Source organism: Treponema sp. OMZ 790 (assembly GCF_024181285.1).
Lineage (GTDB): Bacteria > Spirochaetota > Spirochaetia > Treponematales > Treponemataceae > Treponema_B.
The window spans coordinates 1521263-1541549 of the sequence record NZ_CP051201.1; the positions used below are offsets into that span (position 1 = coordinate 1521263).

Annotated in this window: 18 protein-coding genes; 7 read left to right on the top strand and 11 right to left on the bottom strand. The window is 39.6% G+C overall.

Annotated features, from left to right (window positions below):
* Nucleotides 1-29: 29 nt before the first annotated feature.
* Nucleotides 30-566: a nitroreductase family protein gene (locus tag E4O01_RS07395; RefSeq protein ID WP_253691329.1), complete on the top strand. Its 537-nt coding sequence runs from the start codon at nucleotides 30-32 to the stop codon at nucleotides 564-566.
* 55 nt (nucleotides 567-621) lie between these two features.
* On the opposite strand, the gene E4O01_RS07400 is transcribed toward E4O01_RS07395, so the two are convergent.
* The 4 genes from E4O01_RS07400 to E4O01_RS07415 are packed head-to-tail and all read right to left on the bottom strand — an operon-like array spanning nucleotide 622 to nucleotide 7645.
* Entirely contained in the window at nucleotides 622-1749 is a 1128-nt protein-coding gene (locus tag E4O01_RS07400; RefSeq protein WP_253691331.1) for a right-handed parallel beta-helix repeat-containing protein, read from the bottom strand.
* 47 nt (nucleotides 1750-1796) lie between these two features.
* On the bottom strand, nucleotides 1797-3014 hold the full coding sequence (locus tag E4O01_RS07405; RefSeq protein ID WP_253691332.1) for a fibronectin type III domain-containing protein: 1218 nt from the start codon (nucleotides 3012-3014) through the stop codon (nucleotides 1797-1799).
* Nucleotides 3004-5781: a FecR domain-containing protein gene (locus E4O01_RS07410; protein ID WP_253691333.1), complete on the bottom strand. Its 2778-nt coding sequence runs from the start codon at nucleotides 5779-5781 to the stop codon at nucleotides 3004-3006. The genes E4O01_RS07405 and E4O01_RS07410 overlap by 11 nt, the downstream gene beginning before the upstream one ends.
* Nucleotides 5735-7645, bottom strand: coding sequence for an adenylate/guanylate cyclase domain-containing protein (locus E4O01_RS07415; RefSeq protein WP_253691334.1), 1911 nt, complete (start codon nucleotides 7643-7645; stop codon nucleotides 5735-5737). Before E4O01_RS07415 ends, E4O01_RS07410 begins: the two co-directional genes overlap by 47 nt.
* Nucleotides 7646-7782: 137 nt before the next feature.
* Here E4O01_RS07415 and E4O01_RS07420 point away from each other — a divergent pair, with 137 nt between their 5' ends.
* Nucleotides 7783-8487 carry a DNA alkylation repair protein gene (locus tag E4O01_RS07420; protein ID WP_253691335.1) on the top strand — a complete coding sequence of 235 codons (705 nt, stop codon included), beginning with the start codon at nucleotides 7783-7785 and terminating at the stop codon, nucleotides 8485-8487.
* Nucleotides 8488-8531: 44 nt separating this feature from the next.
* On the opposite strand, the gene E4O01_RS07425 is transcribed toward E4O01_RS07420, so the two are convergent.
* Together E4O01_RS07425 and E4O01_RS07430 are read right to left on the bottom strand one after the other, a co-directional pair.
* Entirely contained in the window at nucleotides 8532-8927 is a 396-nt protein-coding gene (locus tag E4O01_RS07425; protein ID WP_253691337.1) for a type II toxin-antitoxin system HicB family antitoxin, read from the bottom strand.
* Nucleotides 8924-9100, bottom strand: a complete 177-nt coding sequence (locus E4O01_RS07430; RefSeq protein ID WP_253730226.1) for a type II toxin-antitoxin system HicA family toxin — start codon at nucleotides 9098-9100, stop codon at nucleotides 8924-8926. Before E4O01_RS07430 ends, E4O01_RS07425 begins: the two co-directional genes overlap by 4 nt.
* A 166-nt stretch (nucleotides 9101-9266) precedes the next feature.
* Between E4O01_RS07430 and E4O01_RS07435 the strand changes: the two genes are divergently transcribed.
* A complete protein-coding gene (locus tag E4O01_RS07435; protein ID WP_253691338.1) occupies nucleotides 9267-9854 on the top strand; it encodes a hypothetical protein in 588 nt (195 codons plus the stop codon).
* A gap of 126 nt (nucleotides 9855-9980) precedes the next feature.
* Here the strand turns inward: E4O01_RS07435 and E4O01_RS07440 are convergent, their stop codons facing one another.
* Together E4O01_RS07440 and E4O01_RS07445 are read right to left on the bottom strand one after the other, a co-directional pair.
* On the bottom strand, nucleotides 9981-10373 hold the full coding sequence (locus E4O01_RS07440; RefSeq protein ID WP_253691340.1) for a type II toxin-antitoxin system HicB family antitoxin: 393 nt from the start codon (nucleotides 10371-10373) through the stop codon (nucleotides 9981-9983).
* Nucleotides 10374-10388: 15 nt separating this feature from the next.
* On the bottom strand, nucleotides 10389-10568 hold the full coding sequence (locus E4O01_RS07445) for a type II toxin-antitoxin system HicA family toxin (RefSeq protein ID WP_253683984.1): 180 nt from the start codon (nucleotides 10566-10568) through the stop codon (nucleotides 10389-10391).
* Nucleotides 10569-10799: 231 nt separating this feature from the next.
* On the opposite strand from E4O01_RS07445, the gene purL reads away from it, so the two are divergent.
* Nucleotides 10800-13646: a phosphoribosylformylglycinamidine synthase subunit PurL gene (purL, locus tag E4O01_RS07450; protein WP_253691348.1), complete on the top strand. Its 2847-nt coding sequence runs from the start codon at nucleotides 10800-10802 to the stop codon at nucleotides 13644-13646.
* A 33-nt stretch (nucleotides 13647-13679) separates the two neighbouring features.
* Nucleotides 13680-14237 carry a TIGR01440 family protein gene (locus E4O01_RS07455; RefSeq protein WP_253691350.1) on the top strand — a complete coding sequence of 186 codons (558 nt, stop codon included), beginning with the start codon at nucleotides 13680-13682 and terminating at the stop codon, nucleotides 14235-14237.
* Nucleotide 14238: 1 nt separating this feature from the next.
* Here E4O01_RS07455 and E4O01_RS07460 read toward each other — a convergent pair whose 3' ends face one another.
* From E4O01_RS07460 to E4O01_RS07470, 3 genes are all read right to left on the bottom strand, one after another.
* Complete coding sequence (locus E4O01_RS07460) at nucleotides 14239-15855, bottom strand: ATP-binding protein (RefSeq protein ID WP_253691351.1); 1617 nt, start codon at nucleotides 15853-15855, stop codon at nucleotides 14239-14241.
* 62 nt (nucleotides 15856-15917) lie between these two features.
* A complete protein-coding gene (locus tag E4O01_RS07465; protein WP_253691353.1) occupies nucleotides 15918-17393 on the bottom strand; it encodes a 4Fe-4S dicluster domain-containing protein in 1476 nt (491 codons plus the stop codon).
* A 266-nt stretch (nucleotides 17394-17659) separates the two neighbouring features.
* Nucleotides 17660-18676 carry an IS5 family transposase gene (locus tag E4O01_RS07470; protein ID WP_253691355.1) on the bottom strand — a complete coding sequence of 339 codons (1017 nt, stop codon included), beginning with the start codon at nucleotides 18674-18676 and terminating at the stop codon, nucleotides 17660-17662.
* Between the two features lie 88 nt (nucleotides 18677-18764).
* On the opposite strand from E4O01_RS07470, the gene E4O01_RS07475 reads away from it, so the two are divergent.
* Nucleotides 18765-19331: a type II restriction endonuclease gene (locus E4O01_RS07475; protein WP_256484162.1), complete on the top strand. Its 567-nt coding sequence runs from the start codon at nucleotides 18765-18767 to the stop codon at nucleotides 19329-19331.
* Between the two features lie 5 nt (nucleotides 19332-19336).
* On the top strand, nucleotides 19337-20218 hold the full coding sequence (locus tag E4O01_RS07480) for a DNA-methyltransferase (RefSeq protein ID WP_253691359.1): 882 nt from the start codon (nucleotides 19337-19339) through the stop codon (nucleotides 20216-20218).
* The last annotated feature ends 69 nt before the right edge of the window (nucleotides 20219-20287 follow it).

The window sequence follows — 20287 nt, forward strand, 5'->3', positions numbered from 1 at the left end:
TGGCAAAAAGTTTTTTTATGGAGGAAAAGATGAAGTTTGACGATTTTTTTGAGCTTATGAAAAAGAGGCAAAGCTGCAGGAGCTTTGATTATTCCAAACCTGTCTCAAAGGAAGACCTGGTTTCTATTTTGGAAGCAGGAAGGCTTTCGCCCTCGGCCTGTAATTCCCAGCCCTACGAGGTCTTCGTTGCCCAAGGCGAAAACGCCAAAATAATAGCAGAGGCTAAGATGGTTTCATTTAACAAGTTTATTGACGAGTGCAATACTTTTTTGATAATAGCAGAGGATAATTACAGCCTTCCTGCAAAGATAGGTTCAATGATAAAGAAGGTTGACTTTAAGGCCATAGATATAGGCATCTTAACGGCCAACCTTGTAAATGCCGCCTCAGTCTTAAATTTGGAAACCTGCATCCTCGGCGTCTTTGACGAAAAACGCATCCAAAAGCTCATAGAGCGAAGAAAAAGAATCCGCCTTGTCATCGCCCTGGGCTATCCCAAAGAAGGATACCCTTTAAGGGAAAAGACAAGAAAGGACTTTGACGATAACATGCACTTTTTATGTTAAAAGTTAAAGTTTATAATTTTATATAAAAATTTAAATTATCAAAAAGGAACCGTTATTACGGGCTCGCCAGCTTACCATTACTGTCCACTGACCACTGTTTGGAGCCTTGAGGCGTTACTCTAAACCGCTTATAATTTTCAGGACTGCCTGAAGATAAGGCTCCCGTCAGCACAGCTTCCCCCAGCAAATAATTATTCGGAGTAATGCGGGCGGCAACATTTTGTGTAAGGATTCCTTCAATTTTTATCTTTTGATTAGACAGTAAATACACATCATTTTTACCCGGTTTATTTAAATCGCTCCCTGATGAAGGTGTAATAACGGCATTACCGGTCATACTGATCCAGCCGCCGACACTATATACCCCGCCGCCATTAACTCTTGCCTCATTACCGGTTATGCTTCCGCCTTTCATATTTAATTTACCATCTCCTCTAATATAGACACCGCCGCCATCATCACTTGCAGTATTTTTATCCTCTGCACCTAAACCGCCGATAATACCGGATTCAAGAGTACACTCAGCATCATGAAGATATATTCCGCCGCCATGCGCTGCAGTATTTCTCTTGATAGCAGAAGCACCTTTTATAGTTAATTCTCCTTTAAATGAGAAAATACCTCCTCCATTCCCGCCGGCGGTGTTATTCTGAATGATACAGCTTTCAATAGTAAGACTTCCATCGTCATCAATATAGATACCGCCGCCGCCATGTACTACAGCGCAATTTTCGATAATACAATCTTCCATAAATAAATTACCTTCTGAGTAAACCGCTCCACCGCCTCTAGTATCTTCTGTTTTGCCGTTTTTAAGAGTCAGGCCTTTAAGAAACAGAGTTTTACCTCTTTCGACATTAAATATACGGTGTGCATTTGTTCCAAGTTCATCTCGATTTGCATTTAGTATATCGGTATTCCTGCCGGTCACTCCTACTATTGTAAGGTTTTTATCTATTACGATTTCGCCGAAGCAGCCTGCTTTATTTATTGCTTTAAGCTCGCCTCGTATCATGACGGTATCTCCGTCTCCGGCATTTTTTACGGCATTTTGCAGTTTTTCCCAGGTATCAACTGAGGAAGCCCAATATTTAAGATCATTTTCGATATCGGCTAAAAACTGTTTACACCCTGCCAAAATAACAAGTGAAATTCCTATAATTAAAAATAATTTTATACGCATATTTTTCCTCCCCACTTCGCTCTTCGCCATTCGCACTTCGTACTTCGTTAAAATTCCCAACCTACAGACAGAGACGGCTGTACTATGTATTTGGGAAAACCTGTTCTAATAGGAACTATATGATCGACATTTAATTCGACATATAATTTTTTATAAGCATAAACCTGTAAGGCTGTTCCGAAATTTACGGCCGGCCCCCAGTACCAATATTCGGGGCTTTTAAGTTCGGCAAACACAAATTTTGTGTTTACCATAAATGCACAGCCCATTCCTAAATGAAAATCAAAATTGAGAAGATTCCTTATTATCGGCTTCATATAAACAGCCTGTACCGCCGGCAAAATAAATCCTGAAGAAAGGGTATATGCTTCTTCTTTATTTCTTAAATACATTCCCGAAAGGCTAAGGTTAAATCCGAAATTTCCGTAAAAACGTTTTATCGGCACAAGGCTGAACCTTAAAATACCGCCCAAAGCAGCAAAATTCTTTTTAAAATATTTTTTTAATAATTGATTACCTGCAAATCCGTTAAAGGCATAACCGCCTGAAAGGTAAATATCCATCATTTTTTGAAATGCAAAAACAATTGTTTGCTTTGAATCTTTTAATCCGCTGGGATCGGTAACAACAACATTATACTTCCCCGGATTTATCTTTAAAACATTAAACCTTATCTTAGCCTTAGTTCCGCTAGGGTTTATCTCTTCAATTTTACCCAAGATAGGACTCCCCCATTCTTTTTGAAGAGCAAAAACAGTTTCCTTCCTAAAATTCTTACCGGAAAGGCTTACAACATCAAAGTTGTCTTCATCAAAATATACTGCATTGGGGGAAACGGAAGATGTTTCGGGCTGATAGGCTAAAAGAATATCAAAATACCGGTCGGCACTTACGGTATCGGCCTGACCTAAAAGGTTTATAACCTTTACCCTGTATCGATAATTTCCGTGAGACAAAGAAAGCTCGATAGAATTTTTCTTTAGTTTCCTTTTATCTGTGATAATCCACTTGCCGTTTTTTTCTTTTTTTTCAAGTTCAAACTCAAAATGCAAGATGCCTTCTACGTTTTCCCAAGAAAGGGTCTGATAAAAAACGGCTTTTTTCCCTTCTGTTTCAATAATATAATTTTTCTTTACATCGGAGCTTCCCGATGTATCGGCTTCAGTTTTAACCGTACCGTCTTGAGCAAACAGACACAAAGAAAACAAAAGCATAAAAAATATTGCAGGATATTTTTTATTCGTTAACGTTTTTTTATCTTCCATAAAGAACTCCCGTTTCATCGGTTTCTACATTATCTTTTTTTGGTAAATCGATGTCAAACCGCCTTTTTGAAACATGACCGGTTTGGAAAACCAACCCGCTGTCCAATTTTCTTTCTGCAATAACTTCGACAAAAAAGATTCCGCGGGATAAACGCTGAATATCTTTAAATTCATATACAAGATCGCTTCCCGCTTTTGCCTTAATTTCCGTGTTTAAAATCATTCTTTTTTTATCGTTATATATTTTTAAAATATAATGAGTTGCCTTATCAACAGCCTTCCATTTAAAAACTATACTTCTGTTTGCCGAAAAGAACGAAACGCCTAAAACTTCTTTGTCTTTTGGGAATATAAATTGAGCCTTAGCCAGGGGCGGAATCGGTAAAACCGTAAAGGCTGCATAGTCTTTGGATGAAATATCGAAACCGTCTTCCGTTTCGGCCCTTACCTTCCATCGGTATCTTCCTGCCGTTAAAGGAGGAAGCTGAACCTTATAACCAGCATCTTTTAATGTAAACACCGGAGTCCGCACACCGATTTTTTCCAAAATAAATTCGACTCCTACAGGCGGATGAGCCGATGACCATTCGGCCTGAGAAGGATTAAGAGCCGCCTCTATACCGTCAATCTTATCACCCGGTGCAGGTTTTATAAGTACCACAGGCTGCAGATGCTTTGCCGTAAAGGTATGGGCTTGCGAAAGACCGAACATTCGGCTCGAATTTAAGCCGGCATTTGCAAAAGCCTGTATATTCAATATATAGTCCCCGTCTTCAAATTTGTTCATATCGATTTCAATCTCGGTATTTAAAGCAAAAAGGTCTTCATATAAGGGAACGGAATCCGAAGTCCTGTCTGTAAGTTTTACCTGATAATAATCGGCACCTTCAACCGGCTTCCAGCCGAATTTACTTTTATGTTTTGGAACGATTACAATATTTTTCTTTGCATCGCTTAAATCAGGCTTATCGAGAAGAGGTATTACGTTTAGTTTTTTTACCTCGGATATATATTGCTTTCCGTCCAATTCGCTATAAACGCGCCAATACCATTCGCCTTCAGGCAAGCTGACTCCATCGGTTCCTAAACCCTTAACCGTTTTATTGACCGTAAGTTTTTTAAAATCCTTGGTATTTGAAACCTGAAAAATCTGCTCCGAATCAAAATTAGTCTTCCATGTAAAGAAGGTATCTCCTGTTAAGGCATCAAGTAAATTATAATCATTAGGAGGAAAAACGGAGCGTAAAATAATCTCCGAATCCATGGTTTTAAAAGACGCAACATCGCTTATACCTATCTCATTGTCCTTTGCATCAAGGGAGGCAACCGTCATATAGTAATCGCCGTTAGGCAAGAATTTTGAAGCTTCTTTTAACTCTATATAGCTTGTTATAACGATGTTGTCTATAAGAATATCGGTCATAGCCTTATCACGGGCTATCTTTACCCTGTATTTTGCAGCATCCAAATTAGGTTTCCAAGAAAAGGTAAGACCCTTTCCTTTCGAGGTATCCATAATACTTTTCATGTGAAGAAGCTCTGGCTTTTCGCCCTCTTCGGTTTTTTTGATATAAAAAACCGAAACTGCAGAAGCTTGGGCCGTAAATGAAGAATCGAACCCGTATTTCGGAACTACGCGCCAATACCATGTTCCCTCCGTCAGCTCTGACAAGGTAAAAGATTCGGAGCCGGAATTTTTACTTATTACCGGATTTTTCATTTCCTTATTGTCTGCAATTTCGACAGTGTAGAATGAAGAAAGTTCATTTCCTTCCCACAAAAATCTGATATGGGGAGGATTAGCATTATAAGCAAAGGTCTTTTCCGATTCGGGCAAAAGGGCTGCAGGAGCCGGAGCCTTGATGACCGTAAGTTTTCCCGATAAGGTCTCTTCACTTTCAACGCCCTCCTTGGCCGAGTATAAGCGCCAATAAAGAGCGCCGGAATCATGCTTAAGCGTAAATTCCTTTAAGCCGCTTACATCATATTTTTTTGTATCTATGCTGAAATTGCTTAAAGGCGAGGTTTCAAGAAAAATTTCTTCATCATTGGAAAAGGAAGATTGCCACTTAAATTTAATTTCAAGTCCAAAATTATCCCGCGACTGATTTAAAAGTCTCGTACTTTTACCCGGACTTATCATAACCAGTTTTGCCTTTTTTCCCTGCTGTAAGACAGAGCCGGCTTCTAAAATTTCTTTTTCTCCGGTTTTATCTCCCGTAAAAGAAACGGAGCCTTCTTCTACAGCAAGCTGAAGGCTTTCTTCATCGGTTTTTTGAACATGTAATACCGAGCCTTTTTCGATGCTTATATCTGCATTATCCGATTTTAAGCGTAAATTATTGTTTGCCGTTTTTGCCGACACCGAGCCCGAATTCAGATTAACTTGGAGCTCCTTATTTTTGCCGAAAATTTGAACCATGGTATTTGAGTCTATCTCAACCACATTGGCCTCTTCTTCCTCTCCAAAAAAATGAATAGTTGCAGAAGCTTCATTAGCGGTCCTTATCGTATCCCCGTCATAAAGGTAGGAATTTTGAACCGGACGATCCCAGACAGCCCTATCATTGAATTTGCGCTGAACCGTTCTATATTTATACTTAACGGCAGCTATAGGTGTATCCGAGCGTTCAAAGGTTCTGTTCAGCTCCCTTACAAACAAAAACAAATCAAAAAATATAACCAGCAGGGATACTGCAACCACAGCGAGGTCTAAGAGCTTACTGTTTGTTTTGGGCTTGAATGTTGTATTTCTTTTCGTCTTCATTTAAATCCACCTTATTCAAATCCGGAGTAGGAATTCCCAGTTTTTCTCTAATTTGAGCCAAGCTCTTAGGTCCTTTCTCTCCTGCACCGGGAATACCTGTTTCTTCAGGCATATTTATAACCGCAAACATTCTTAAAGGAGCCGATTTTCCTTTAACCGTAACGGACGGCATTTCTTCAACCAAGACCTTATCTTTTACAAGGTTATAAGTGTTTTCGGTAATAAGAATATCCGTACCCAAGGGTTTGTTTAAGGCTTCGGTTCTGGATGCAAGGTTCACGGCATCTCCTATTACCGTGTACTCCATTCTCTTTTTTGAACCTATCTGACCGGCAACAACGGGTCCTGAGTTAATACCGCATCCTATACGGATAATAGGCTTTTTGTCTCCGCCTCTTCCCCTATTAAAGATAATCAGGGCAGCCCTCATCCTTAAAGCAGCCCTTATACAGTTCAAGGCATCTTCTTTCGGACTTCCTGCACTTGTGGGAGCACCCCAAACTGCCATAACCGCATCTCCTATAAATTTGTCTACAACTCCGTGGGTATCGTTTACACATTCTACCATCTGGGTCATATACTCATTTAAGAACTCTACAACCTCATTCGGTTCGAGTTTTTCGGAAATAGCCGTAAAGGATCGGATGTCAGAGAAGAATATAGTCGTTTCCTTTGTTTCTCCTCCAAGAGCAAGCTCTCCTTTCATGGCAAGCTCTGCAATTTCCTTGTTTATAAAGCGGCCGAAAGAGTCCTTAAGCCTTTCTCTTTCAGCCAAACCCTTGCCCATCCTGACAAAGCTCTTTGTTAAAAGACCTATTTCATCCTTTGTCTTAGCCTTTAGATCAAGCTCATAATTACCCTGCTCGATTTCGCCGGCTGCGGCAGCGAGCACCTTAACAGGCGAGCTTATCGATTTTGAGAAAAACCAGATAAGAAGGATTGCAAGCGCCAAAACCGCAACACCCAAGGTAACGTTTTTAAAGGTTGATCTTAATACGGGCTCCAAAACCTTATCGGCCTCGGCCGTGGTAAGAACGGCAAGATCTGCTATCGAAAGTTTTTTATAAGCCCCGAACTGTTTTTTTCCTTCCTTGTCGGTAAAAAGGATCTGCCTGTTCATATCTCCTTTTTCACGCATCTCCAAAAAGAGTTTTGAGTCCCGCACATTAATTCCGTTTTTGGTAAGCTCAAAATCGGGGTGAATTAAAATATCGCCTAGGTTGTTTACAAGATAGGTCGTTTGGAGTTTTCCCGTACCTATGTGCTCGGATAAGGTTTCGGCAGAAAAGAAGACTATCAAGCTCTGGTCCAGGCCTTTCTCTTTGTACGGATAAAAAAGAACAAGTATGGGTTCTCCAAAAAAAGGAGAAGCGTTCACGACCTGACTTATTCCTTTTTCGGCTTGAATAGCCGTTTCCATTTCTTTTTCGATAAACTCGTCTATAACCGGAGGTTCAAGCTCACGGGAAAGGAAAAAATTGGTACTAACGAGTTTTCGATAAAGACGTTTATCCATTCTTGAATCGGTAACTGCAATTGCCGCTACCTGAGGATTTCTTTCAAAATAAAAGTTAGCCGTCTGTTTTGCTATGCCTGAACCGGTTTCAGTCGAATTAAGAACATCCAAGAACAAAAAAGCATTTGCCTTTATTGAATACAACTCTTTTTCTGCGGCAGCCCCGGCTTGAAAATTAACGGTTCTATTACTCTCTTCAGACATGGTCTGAATATCCTCGCCTACAAACCAAGACACAAGTCCCGTTATAGTTCCCAGAGAAAATATAACCAAAATCGAAATAATGGTTATCAGCTTGGCACCGATCGAGAATTTGACCTTCTCGTTTAAGTCCTCATTTTTTAACATAAAATTCTCCCAAAAACATACTATACATGCATGATACATTCTATCACAAAAAAGGAAAATTTTCAATAAATCGATAAATTTTAATTGACCTATGTATAAACAACTTATATAATTAAAAAATATAGAAGGAGGCCCCAATGAACCCCAAACAAACCTTAATTCAAACTAAACTTTTCGCCTTTGAAGATAAAAAATACAAGGACTTTAATAAAAAGCTGATTCCTAATATTGATGAAAATACTATGATAGGCATAAGAACGCCTGTCTTGCGTAAATTTGCAAAGGATTTTTTTAAGGCAGAACCGGAAACAGTCTCGGCCTTTATGAAGGATGTGCCGCACAAGTATTTTGAAGAAAACAACCTGCACTGCTTTTTTATCGAAAATATAAAAGATTTTGCTGAAGCGGTAAAAGAGACCGAAAAGTTTTTACCATACATCGACAACTGGGCAACATGTGACAGTTTTTCTCCCAAACTGTTTAAAAAATACCACGACGAAATTTACAAAAAAATTTTGGTATGGATAAAATCGAAGCATACCTATACCGTAAGGTACGCTATAGGGCTTTTATTATCGAATTATCTTGATGAGCATTTTAAACCCGAAATGCTTGAGCTTGTTTCACAGGTCAGATCCGATGAGTACTATATCAATATGATGATAGCTTGGTACTTCAGCATTGCCCTCGTCAAGCAATACAAAGCAGCCCTTCCCCACATCAAAGAAAAAAAACTTGATACCTTCACCCACAACAAGGCTATTCAAAAAGCAATCGAAAGCTATCAAATTCCTAAAGAGATAAAGGAGCTTTTGCGGGGGATGAAGGTGAAAACACAATAAAAATTCTTTTGATGCCCTTGCGGCCAAATAAAATTTTTGTTCGTCTAAATCACAATCTGCAATTTTGCTTTAAGAGCATTTTGCAATTCTTGAGAGAAATTCAGATTGGCATTTTCGGCCGCTTCTGCAAGCCAGGCGGGGAGAGATACATTTTTTCGTACAGCCCTCGAATATGTCATAGCTCGATATTTTTTCGTATCAGCCTTTATAATAGAAAGTATATCATTTTGGGTATGTAGAATTTTTTTCTGAGGTGTCGCATTAGGAATATCAAAGCCTTCATCTTCTGCAACACAAAGCCAGGCCGACATTGCATCTTCCATTTGCTTCATCGCATCCTGTAAGTCTTTACCGGTTGTTATGCAGCCTTTGAGGTCAGGTACTCGTGCATATACCGTATCCTTTTCTTCCGTGAAAATAGCAGTATAAACATATTTCATTTTTTAGCTCCCTGTTCAATCTCTTTTTGAATGTACCGCAAGTCATTTTTATTAAAACTATGCCTTTTAAGCGGAATAGAACATCTTAATTCGATATTGCAATATATATCGTGATTTGCCCCATGCCGTTTTAAAAAATACCCTGCTTTCTCTAATGCTTTTATTGCTTGCATTCGTTCATTCATATTATAATTATACACAATTATTACACATTCCGTCAAGATTATTTTCTCTCCAAAATTCTCAAATTCAAGGCTTGACAACTTAGAATTTATACACTAGTATTATATTTATATTAAAATTAATCTTGTAAAAGGACACAAAAAAAAGAAGTTAAATATGAAAAAAATATTGATAATTTTTTTCTGTATTATGTTGGTTTCTGTAAATATTTTTGCAGAATCTAACGATTTATCAAACGGAAACGGTAATGGAGGAAAAAACAAAATTGGGGCATGGCTGGGATTTCCTTTTATTGGTTTATCTTATTCACATGAATTTAATGATTTGATTGAGTTGGATGTACTTGTAGGGATAACAGGTCTACCATTTATAAGCAGACAAATAAACTTTAGAACAGGACTTCTTTTTACAGTATGGGAACCTGTAATTAACGTAGAAAAATGCCCTCTTACAATCGGGCCCGCTATTGATATTAATAGTTTCATGTTGTTGATACTGCCTGCTTCTCTCGGAGTTACACTATTAAGCCCTATACGCTGGGAAGTAAATTTCCGAAGTGCTCCTTCATTTAACTTATTTATAGAAGCTGCACCGGCTATAGGTTTCTCATATGCATTACCCTATACACATGGAACAGGTATGGTTATAAGCTTGCAAAATATGCAGATAAACGATAAAGTCTCTATTCACTGGATACCTCATATCGGTCTTGGGCTTCGATACCGCATTCCGAATAAAAAATAAATAAATCGTAGGCATATTTTAAAGTTCCATAAAAATACGCCTAGTAAACAAATCACTCGACACTCAACCATTAAAAATTCTTTGAGTTATTATTGGCCTTTGCGGTTAAATAAAATTTTTCTACGGCTAAATCACAATCTGCAATTTTGCTTTAAGAGCATTTTGCAATTCTTGAGAGAAATTAAGATTGGCATTTTCGGCCTTGTAATTTAACCATGCAGGAAGTGTAACCGTTTTTTTTACCGACTTTTCGGAGAATTGTCTGCGCCATTTATCCGTGTCAGCTATAACATAGTTTACAAATCCGTCTTTTACTTTTACATCAGATATATTACTGGGATTTGGTATTGCTTGATTATTATCTTCATAATGAACGAGCATCATAGCTATGGCATCCTCTGCCATTTCTATAGCTTCAGTTATTGTATCCCCGAATGTAAAACAGCCGGAAATATCCGGAACTCTCACTCCTATTTTCCCCTCATCGTTTTCAAAAATAACAGGATATGTATATTTCATCCTTACCTCCACGTCCTATTTAATACCGGCTTCCTTTAAAATATTATGTGCAGTTCCTTTTGGAATATCACCTTTATGACGCGGTATTGCTATCATTTTTCCGCTTTCTTTGTGAATTGCCTTATCATGCTTTGCTCCGGCTATTATTTCATATCCGGCCTTTTTTAACAGCTTTATGATTTCATTTGATGTCATGCTTAGCCTTGGTCAAGATTATAGCACGTGCTAACACGTATTGTCAAGTTTTTTCGCAGTTTAGTCTATAAAAAACACACTCAAATTCTTTGCATTCTTGGCGAGCTTTGCGGTTAAATAAAATTTTTGTTCGGCTAAATCACAATCTGCGAGCTCTCCCCCCTGTCTTGAATTTTTCCCACGCTTCAAGTATACTTAATTTAAAATCCATCGGAACTTAAGAGGTTGTCTATGAATATTTACCGATTTTGTGTTAAAAGTAAAAAGGACTTGCACTTTCAAATGCCCAAAAATGAGGAGCTCTTAAAGCAGGCCCATGTTCTGGGCTTTAAGACCGTTAAAGAAATAAGTACGGAAAACCTTTATTTTGTACGCGGAAATCTTTCAAATGAAGAAAAGAAAACATTAGCCGACTTCTTGTTTTGCGATGAGCTTTACGAGTACAGCCAAACCGCAGACTTTAAAATAGAAGAAAAAAATAATCTTTTCCACATTGAAACAGCCTTAAAACCCGGTGTTACGGACTCCTCCTCACGCGAGGCCCTGAGGGCCGTAAAAGAACTCGGCATCCGAGGCGTTGAAGAAATTACCAGCGGAAAAGCCTACGATATTTATGGAGAACTTACCGAGGCCGAAATAGAAAAACTTGCAAAAAATCTTCTATGTAACGATGTTATAGAACAGTACAAAATAGGCTTTGTAGAGCCTTCCTGGGCCCATGAACATGACGGAAAAAACGGGCCTAACACAAGCGTTGAAACCATAGACATAGCCTCCATGAGCGATGAGGAACTTTTAGCCCTTTCAAACGAAAGACGGGCAGCCTTGGATATCCACGAGATGAGGGCTATCCGCGAGTACTACAAGGAAGAAAAAAGGCCTTGCACCGATGCGGAATTTGAAATGATAGCCCAAACTTGGAGCGAGCACTGCGTTCATAAAACCTTTAAGGCAAAAATAGACATTGACGGGGCATCTCTCAACGATGAGCAAAAAAAAGCCTACCCGGATCTTTGCGTAAACAGCATAATCAAAACCTATATCAAAAAAGCCACCGATGACATCAATGCCCCTTGGGTTCTTTCTTCATTTGTGGACAATGCCGGTATAATCGAATTTGACGACAAATACGAGGTTTCCTTTAAGGCAGAAACTCATAACCATCCTTCTGCCATTGAGCCCTTCGGAGGGGCTAACACGGGAGTCGGCGGCGTTATAAGGGACGTTATGGGCGTTTCGGCCCGCCCCTTTGCCGTAACCGATGTCCTCTGTTTCGGCCATCCCGACACTCCGGCAGAAAATGTTCCCAAGGGGATCCTTCATCCTAAGCGCATAATTTCAGGCGTTATCGAAGGAGTTAAGGACTACGGAAACAAGATGGGCATTCCGACCGTAAACGGAAGCGTTCACTACCACGAAGCCTACGCTTCAAACCCCTTAGTCTACTGCGGATGTGCAGGTATCGCCCCCAGGGGTAAACACCGAACAACCCCCTCGGCAGGGGATCACATTGTTTCTTTAGGCGGAAAAACCGGACGAGACGGTCTTAGGGGAGCCACCTTTTCTTCGATGGTAATGGATGCAAGCACAGGAGATGTTGCAGGCTCCTCCGTTCAAATAGGCGAGCCCATAATTCAAAAAAAGGTTGGGGAAGTACTCATCGATGCTCGCGATCAAGGTCTTTATTCTGCAATTACCGACTGCGGAGCCGGAGGTTATTCTTCTGCCGTAGGCGAGATGGCATCTACCCTCGGCTGCGATGTAGACCTTGCAAGAATCCCCGTAAAATATCAAGGGCTTGCTCCCTGGGAGCTCTGGCTTTCGGAGGCTCAGGAAAGAATGGTCATCGCCGTTCCTCATGAAAAGCTTGAAACCTTGCAAAAGCTTTGCGATGCAAACGATGTGGAATTAACCGACCTAGGCCGTTTTACCGGAGATGCGGTTTTAAAGGTGCGCTTCGGTGAAAAGGAAATAATAAATCTTTCATGCGGCTTTTTACATTCAGGCCCGCCGCAACGAAAGCTCAAAGCGGCTCCTCCCAAAGAGGGAAAAACTCTTATAAAATATCCCGAATATAAGGAACCTGATCTAAACGAGGCTTTAAAGGCTGTGGTAAACCATCACGCCGTAAATTCAAAGGAAGATATAGTAAGGCTTTACGACCATGAGGTTCAAGGCGGAACAATCCTCCGCCCCTATGACGGCCCCGAAGGAAATGTCCCTCAGGATGCAGCCGTTATAAAACCTGCGGAAACGGAAGGAAAAAAAGCCGTTGCAATCTCGAATGCCTTAAATCCGAGGCAGGGCCTTTTGGATCCTTATGCAGCTGCAGCAAGTGCGATAGATGAAGCTGTCCGAAATGCCGTTGCAGCCGGAGCAGACCCCGAAAAAACAGCCATCCTCGATAACTTTTGCTTAGGCGACCCCAACCGACCCGAAACCATGTGGGCACTGATCGAAATGGCACGCTCTTGTTACGACACGGCTCTTGTTTTTAAGACCCCATTTATTTCGGGAAAAGATTCCTTCAATAACGAGTACCTGACCTCGGAAGGAGAGAGGGTTTCGATTCCGCCCTCGCTTTTAATCTCGGCGATGGGAATAGTTCCCGATATCGGAAAAGTTCCCGGTTCCGACTTTAAAAAAGAAGGCTCTGCCATCTACCTTATGGGTAAGCCCCAATTCTCTTTCGGAGGCTCGGTCTTTGCAGAACTTTTCGGCATTCCTCAAGGGGAAAGCGGAGAAGTTCCGCCCTTTAAAAAAGAAGCGGCAGAGCTTTATAAAAAACTTCACTCCAACATAATGAAGGGCTTGGTGCTCTCATGCCACGACTTGAGCGAAGGAGGCCTTGCTGCCGCCCTATATGAAATGTGTTTAAGCGGAATAGGAGCCGAGCTGAGCAGTGACTTTCACACAAAACTGGGAGCTTCAAAAATTGCAAGTCTCTTTGGCGAAACCACCGGCTGTCTCCTTGTAGAAGTAAAAGAAGAAAACCGTTCAGCCTTTGAAAAGGAAATGGCGGGCTCTGCAATCTACGAGATAGGAAAAACCGGAGGAAATGCCGGCTTAAAACTTTAAGGGAAGTTATTAAGTAGTTTTAAGTGAGGAAATATGAGCGGAATCGATTTAGAAAAAATAAAAGAAGAAACTCTAGCTGCCTTAACCGAACTCCTTGAGGCCTCATCCTTAAAAGCCGGGGATATCCTGGTCCTCGGCTGCAGCACAAGCGAGGTTTCGGGAGGAATTATCGGGAAGGCCTCAAATGAAGAAGCCGGAAGGACAATAGTTTCCGCTCTGCTTTCAATCCTTGAGCCTAAGCGAATCTTTTTGGCCGTTCAAGGCTGCGAGCACATAAACCGCGCCCTTGTCATCGAAAAAGAGGCTCAAGAAAAATACGGCTTTGAGGAGGTGTCGGTAGTTCCTGCCCTTCACGCAGGAGGAGCCGCCTCCCTCGCAGCCTATACTCTTTTTAAATCCCCCGTCATGATAGAGCACGTAACAGCCCATGCAGGCATTGACATAGGAGACACCGAAATAGGAATGCACGTAAGGTTTGTGCAAGTACCCGTAAGACTTAAAACCAAGTACATAGGCTCGGCAAGACTCACAGCCCTCAAAAGCCGCCCCAAACTAATAGGCGGAGAGAGGGCTGTGTATGAAAGAGTGTAATTTACCAAGTCTCAGTTTGCCACTCTGCAATAGTCCTTTTTTCTTCATCAAAACCGGAACCAACGGCTATGAGTTTTTTACCGCTGCCCGAATATTTACCTGCATAGTTTTTCTCTTTGATTTGTTTTACGGCATTTTTTGCCGCAGCGTCTTCAGCTGTACCGTTTGAGGTAAGCTTAAACTCGAAGATATAAACCTTATCTTTGAATTCTACAACACAGTCTGCCCTTCCTGTTGCACAATGAACTTCAGTGTGTACAAATTGATTCATAAGAGCAAAAACGAGGTAAACGGCAGTCTGATAATTTTGTTCACGGAGGGCTAAATCTTTTTCGGTTAAATTATCGTAAGGTATGCCTGAAATTATCCCCTTCATCTTTTGCATAAAACCGTCTACATTTCCTGCTTCTATTTGTTCGTAGAATTCCCAGATTGAAAGCCCTGTTTTGTCGGGTCGTATCGAGGTGTAAGCCGGCATCAGGTTATGCAAAAAGCCGTAACGCACCTCGTCGTTAGGGAAGCCTAAGCAATAAAGACGCGAAAACTCATTGTAGCTTTTAATTGTCAAATACCCCGATTGAAAAAGTATCGGTATCGGAAGAATCGGATCTGCTCGATAATCGTTAAGCCCATGTTCGTCCAGATGAACATTTCCGTCCAAATCCGGAATATTGTAATAAGCTTTTTTTAAATAGTCGACCAAGAAGGTCGGCGTTCCTGTTGCAAACCAATAGCTCCTCATCGTACTGTCCGCAAAAACATTCAAAAGGCTGAAAGGGTTGTACATATTTTTTCCGTTCTCGGAAAATTTATAACCGTCATATCTTTGCTTTAATTTTGCAAGAGCTTCCTCATAAGTCAAATTATTTTTTTCGGCAAGGGCAGAAATTTCAGGCTGAAAATTCGCTTCAAGTTCTTCTTGCGAAATTCCGCAGACAGCCGAATAATCAGACAATAAACTTAAATCCCGTAAATTATTTAAATCGCTGAATATGCTTACCTTACTGAACTTCGTTACTCCCGTTAAAAAGGCAAAACGGATATATTGATCGGCACTTTTGATAACGCCGTAAAAGCCCTTCAATATTGTGCGGTATATTTCGTTTAAGGCTTCATCCTTCCACATAGTTTGAAGAAGGGGCTTATCGTATTCGTCAATGAGGATGACAGCCTGCATGCCGGTTTTTTCGTAGGCTGTCCTTATCAAATTTTGAAAGCGGTCAGGGAGATCAAGGCCGGTACTTCCGTATATATTTTCATACTCTTTTAAAAAAGAATCAAGTCTGTTTAAAAGCCCTTCCCTTATATCGTAGATGCCTATGTTAAAATCCAAATAGAGTACGGGATATACCTGCCAAATTTCTCTTTTACCCTTTTCACTTTCTTCAAGTTTTTCAATGGTTAAGCCCTTAAAGAGCTCTTTTTGACCTAAAAAGTAAGCCTTAAAAGTTGAAAGCAAGAGACTCTTCCCGAAACGGCGCGGCCGGCTTAAAAAATGAACCTTACTACCGTCAATCAACTTCCAAATAAATTCAGTCTTATCGACATACATAAAGTCTTTTAAACGCAAATCTTCAAAACTTTGAACGCCTATGGGCATTTTTCTTATTGTACTCATACCTTGTATTATATCAAAAAAATACGAAACTGACAATTAAAAGCTGCCGGAAAATAAACAGGCTACTCTTTTTCTCCCGAATACGAAAGACCTTCTTCTGCGTATTTTTTTAGCAGACTTGCGGCTAGTTTTTGGTTTGTGATAACAGAAGGGCCGCCTATACAGCCTCCTTCGCAGGCCATAACCTCTACAAGGTTGGGCGTAGACGAATCGTGAGAAAGCTCTCCGCTTTGAATCTTTCCATAAGAGGAAAGCTGTTTCATTCCTTCCTTGTTAAGACCGTTTATAAGTACGGGGCGAAGGTTTTCAGGTCTTTTAAGGCGGACTCTTACAGCTTCGGCAACGCCGCCTGAGGCTGCAAAGCCCCTTCCCGACGAGGTCGGAGTTATTGTTCCGGGCAGGGCCTCTTCCTTGGTAATGTCTATCTCCTTGGCGGTCAGCAAGGCTCCCAATTCTTCTATCGACAAAACATAGTCTACAAACTCATCTTCCAAGCCCTCCCTCCTCTTTGCAAGGCAGGGGCCTATAAAGACTGTAACACAGTCCGGATCTTCTTTTTTTGCCAATTCTGCAGTATAGTGCATCGGGCTTCTTGTATCCGAAATACATGGAACAAGGGCAGGAACGTGTTTTCTTACGGCCCTGACATAGGCGGGGCAGCAGGAGGTGGTCATTAAGATATGGCCGTGCTCCATTCTCTCTTCAAATTCTAAAGCCTCTCGGTCGGCCGTTATGTCGGCTCCTATAGCTACCTCCCAAACCTTGTTGAAGCCGGCCTTTTTTAAGGCGGATTCAAGCTGCCCGGGAACGGCCTTAAACTGGGCAGCAACAGCAGGAGCATAGAGGGCAGAAACCTTCTTCCCGCTCATTAGATGCTTTATGACATCCACAATCTGTCCCTTATCCATCATAGCACCGAAGGGACATTCTCTCATGCAGTTTCCGCAAAAGATACATTTATGATAGTCGATTCTTTCTTTGCCGTTTTCGTCCTTTGAGATGGCACCGACAGGACAGGATTCTTCACAAGGAACGGGAATTTTTATAACGGCATGGTAGGGGCAGTTTTTTAGGCAAAGACCGCAGTTAATGCACTTTTCTTCATCGATGCGGGCCCTTCCGCCCGAAATCGCTATTGCATTTTTGGGACAGTTCATCATGCAGGGACGGGCAACGCAAGCCTGACAAGCGTTTGTAATCATAAATTTGCTTTTTACGCAGGCATTACAAGCCTCATCCAAAACGGTGAGCATGGGCCATGTCGGTTTTTTTCTTTCCAAGGCTTCTTTTGCAAATTCCGCCAAGGTCTTCTCTTCATCATAGTTTTCCAATGAACAACCGAGTCTTGCAATTACACGATGACGCATTATTTCCCTGTCATGAAAAATACAGCATCTTATAGGCGTACTGTTTCGCGGAACCATTTCCCTCGGAATATAGTGTACCCCCTCTTCAAGTTTTCCTTCAAGCTGAAGTTTTGCAATGCGGACAAGGATTTCTCTTTTGATATTTGATGTGTTATTATTTATGTTAAGCATACTCTCCCCTAAGATTTAAAAAGGCACGATAAATGTATATAAAAAAATATCTATATAGTCAAGGGGGAGAAACACGGAAATCAATTTTGTAATATTTTTTTGATAAATTAAAAAAAAGCATTTACACAGTTTTTTGGACAAGGCCTATTTTTTAGTGTACCTATTTATTATTTTAGTAGCTTTTTTATAAATTGTCTAGTGTAAAACTTGGATTCTTTATCTTAGTTCCCTTACTTTTCATTTTATTACCTATATGCTCCCTCATTTTATTTCTTTAGATAGCAATATCGGCATAAGTTGTATGTTAAGTTCATCATTATTATCGAAAATGTTGCACGAGCTAATCCTATCGTTCTTACATAGATACCTTTCATTGAGTTTGTCATAAAGCCAAATACATGTTCTACTCTCGCCCGTATTTTTGATTTTTTTCTGTTACTGATTTTTTGTTTTTTACTAAGAGGTTTCCCTCTTGCTCCTCTTTCACAAATTTGTCCTTCTATTCCTTTCGCTTTTAAAACTCTCTCTATTTCTTCTCCTATATAGGCACTATCTGCGTATAATCTTTCATCTTCCCTTTCAACTAAATTTTTTAACTCTCTACTATCATGAACATTGGCTGCTGTTACCGTCGCTTTCAATATAAGCTTACTTTTTTTATCTATTTTTATATGATCTTTATAACCGTAATAGCTACGTTTGTGCTTCTTTGTCCACCTCGCATCACAGTCTTTTTGCGATAATTTTGCCTTATTTTGTTTTTCTTGCCATTGTTCAGGAATTTTTCCGTTTTTGATTTGTTCATTTTCATCTTTGCTGTTATGCTGTATCGGAGCTTCTACTATTGTCGCATCTATTATCGTTCCCTCTTTTCCTATTAAGTTATTTCTAGCTAATTCTTTTCCAAACTTTTCAAATAACTTTTTTGATACTCTCGCTTCAATGAGTTTTTCTTTAAAAAGCCATATTGTTTTTGCATCGGGTACTTTATCTTTTAATTCCAATCCTAAAAATCTCATAAAGGATAGCCGATCGTTTATTTGATATTCCGTTTGATCATCACTTATGTTGTATAATTTTTGTAAGATTATTATTTTAAACATCAGTACATAATCGTATGCAGGTCTTCCGCCTAAACTTTTTGGCTCTTTGGTTAATGCTTTTTTTAATAGTGGTTTGAATATTTCCCAATTTATTTTTTCGTTTAATTTTTCAAGACTATCTCCTAACTTGCTTAATACTCTTAAACGATCTTCTTCATCAAATAATCCTTTTTGTTTCATACCTCATTTTATCATCTTTTTAATCTTTTTTAAAGGGGGTTTTTAGAGGTGCCCATTTATAGATACTTTAAGCGAGACCAATGCAAGACTGGATTATTTTACCGACTTTTCAAAGGTAAGAAAAAATACGGCAAAAATTGAATATATCGAAAAAACAGGATTGGCTGACATTCTAAAAAATAAATCAATCACAAACCTTGTTGACTATGTATTCGGAATTGAAGTAGGCCTTGATACAAATGCAAGAAAAAACAGGGGCGGCGATAATATGGCAAATTTGATTGCTCAAACTTTTAAAAAAGCCGAAATAAAATTTAACACAGAAGTAAACAGCTCAGAATTTAGCGACATTCAAAGCCTTGGTCAAGATTTAAAAAGATTTGATTTTGCAGTTTCTACAAAGAAAAAAACTTATCTTATTGAAACAAATTTTTATAATGTCGGAGGTTCCAAATTAAACGAGGTAGCAAGAGCATATTCTGAAATAGCACCGAAAATAAACCAATACCCTAATTATGAATTTGTTTGGATCACTGACGGAAAAGGATGGCTTTCTGCAAAAAATAAATTGGAAGAAGCATATTCAATTATCCCAAGTATTTACAATCTTTCAAATCTTACGGAATTCATACAAAAAATAAAAAATGAGTTGTAAAATTAATGTTAAAAGCTTTTTATAAATCAATAAATCATGATTTTAATCTTTTACAAGGTGACAGCATCGAGATTCTGAAAAATTTGGATTTTCAATTTGACATGATTTTCGCCGATCCGCCTTATTTTCTATCAAATGACGGCATTTCTGTCCATAGCGGAAAACAGGTCAGCGTAAATAAAGGACTTTGGGATAAATCGCAAGGCTTTGTTAGAGATAACGAATTCAACTACCGCTGGATAAGTACATGCCGTGAAAAGCTAAAAGAAGACGGTACAATTTGGATTTCCGGTACATATCATAATATTTTTTCTGCTGCACAAATGCTGACGGAATTAAATTTTAGAATATTAAATTGTGTTACATGGGCAAAGACAAATCCGCCGCCCAACCTATCCTGTAAATTCTTTACCCATTCTACCGAATTTATTCTTTGGGCTAGAAAAAATAAAAAAATTACACATTTTTATAATTATGAGCTGATGAAGCAAGTAAACGGAGGAACACAGATGAGGGACTTGTGGAGCTTGCCCGCCATAGCAAAATGGGAAAAATCATGCGGAAAACACCCTACACAAAAACCTCTTCCTTTATTGGCAAGAATAATTCTTGCATCAACAAAGCCTAATGCATGGATTTTAGATCCTTTTACAGGATCAAGCACAACAGGGATTGCATCAAGTCTATTGGATAGAAGGTTTTTAGGAATAGATAAAGAAATGGAATTTCTAGAACTTTCAAAAAAACGCAGAGAAGAAATTGACAATCCTCAAACAAGAGAGGATTATAAAAATAGAATTTACAAATATTCTGATAAACCTATACAAGATATAATCGAAATACAAAATAAAGAACCATATTACGGACCGGATTTGCCCATAGCTTAAATTAATTAACCTAGCCCTTGCACAAATATCTCTATTATGTTATTATAGATATGTAAAGTCTGTAAAATT